Source organism: Achromobacter sp. FW305-C-28, assembly GCF_058783235.1.
Genome location: NZ_JBYSYL010000029.1, coordinates 1 through 1,911, shown reverse-complemented (window position 1 = coordinate 1,911; position 1,911 = coordinate 1). Strand labels below are relative to the sequence as shown.

The 1,911-nt window shown below is 64.2% G+C and carries 1 protein-coding gene; it reads left to right on the top strand.

Translation table 11 applies throughout. The features are described 5' to 3' along the window. Positions 1-1,911: hemagglutinin repeat-containing protein (locus AC3WMR_RS30650; protein ID WP_492281597.1), on the top strand; the 1,911-nt coding region annotated here is incomplete at both ends.

The following is a 1,911-nucleotide window of genomic DNA, read 5'->3' as shown; positions in this document are numbered from 1 at the left end:
GAAGACCAGCAAGGCCGTGCCGGCGTCAGCGCGCCGATCGGGCTGGCGTACATCGCCGAACACTACGACTGCAGCGGTGGCGATGCGGGCAACTGCTACACCAACCCCGCCCAGTTCCTCTACAAGCCCGACGCCAAGATCTGGTCGGTCTTCGAGGTCGAACGGCCTGTCGGTATCAAGAAGCCGCCATCACCCGACGAGTGCGGCTTGCGCTGTCCCGCCGACCTGGCCCAGCAACAGGCCACGTATGAGCGCGATCTTCAGCTCTACGACGCGTTGAACGAAAGGATCAAGGATTTCAACGCCGACTTCCGCAACAACCGCATGATCAAGGACTTCACCTTCTACGAAGTCACCCAGATCACGCGCGAAACCCGCATCACGCAAAGCGATGCGGGCAAGATCGTCGTGGGAGGCAACGCAAGGCTGGCTGGCAATGTCCTGAACGACAAGAGCCAGATCGTTGTTGGCGGCGCCCTGAAAGCCGAAGGCGGCACGTTGAAAAACGTCGGCGCCGAGGGTTCACGTGTCGTCGAACGTGTGGGCACGCTGGTCTACACCTACGAGAAAAGCGACTCGCGCCGCTACGACCGGTCGGACTACAGCGCCGTGGTGTCCGCCGAAAGAATGGATGCCGGACTGGGTACAACGTTGCAGAACACCGGCGTTGCACCCACCGGCACTGCGCCTGGCGCCAGCACCGTCGCGTCGGCCCTGCCGACGGCGACGGTCACGCGTGTGTCGTTGCCCGGTAGCGGCGCCATTGCTGTCGTGACATTGCCGCCGTTCATTCCGACCAGCGCGCTGTACCGCGTGATGCAGGCGCCCAACGCGCCGTACCTGATCGCCACTGACAGCCAATTCCTGGGCTCGCGCACGGCCGTTTCCAGCGATTTTCAGTTGCGGAAACTGAATCAGGACCCTGGCACTATTCTCAAGCGGCTGGGCGACGGATTCTATGAACAGAAGCTCGTCGCGGAACAGGTCATGCTGGCGACTGGCCAGCGCTTCGTGGGCGACTACACCGACAACGAAACGCAGTACAAGGCCCTGCTCACCGCCGGCGCGGACTTCGCAGGAAAATTCGGCCTGACCGTTGGCACCGCGCTGTCCGAGGATCAGATGCGCAATCTGACCAGCGACATCGTCTGGTTGGTGGAGCAGACCGTCACCCTGCCCGACGGCACCCAGCAAAAAGTGCTGACCCCGCAGGTGTACCTGGCGGTCAAGCCCGGCGACCTGCGCGGCGACGGCACATTGATCGCGGGCGGCAGCGTCCACATCGACATGGGCGGCGATGTCGCCAACAACGGCACCATCGGGGCGCGCAACGCCGTGGTCGTCGCGGGCCAGAACGTGCACAACAACGTTGGCACGATTCAAGGCAAGACCGTCAACCTGAACGCCCGCCAGGACATCGACAACGTCGCCGGATTGTTGAAGGGCGACACCGTCGCCCTGGCGGCGGGCCGGGACATCAACCTGACCTCGACCACGAGCAGCGCCACCGGCACCCGGACCCGCACGGCATTCATTGACGGCGTCTCGCGCATCGACGCAGGCAAGCTCGATGTCTTTGCCGGACGCGACGTGAATGCAACGGCGGCGGCGATCAGCGCGACCTCTGACGCGGCGATCAAGGCCGGCAGGGACATCAACTTGACCACCGTGACGCAGTCCTACGCGGACTCCGTTGACTGGAAAAGCAAGAACCGAGCCGACCTGTCCTTGCGTCAGGAGGTCGGCACGTCCCTGTCGATTGGCGGCGGCTTGCAGTTGGTGGCGGCTCGAGACGTCAACGCGCGCGCTGCCCAGGTGTTCGCGGACAAGAGCCTGACCCTGATGGCCGGGCGCGACGTCAGCCTGACAGCAGGCGTGGCGTCGGGCTCGGTGCGCGATGAGCACTACCAG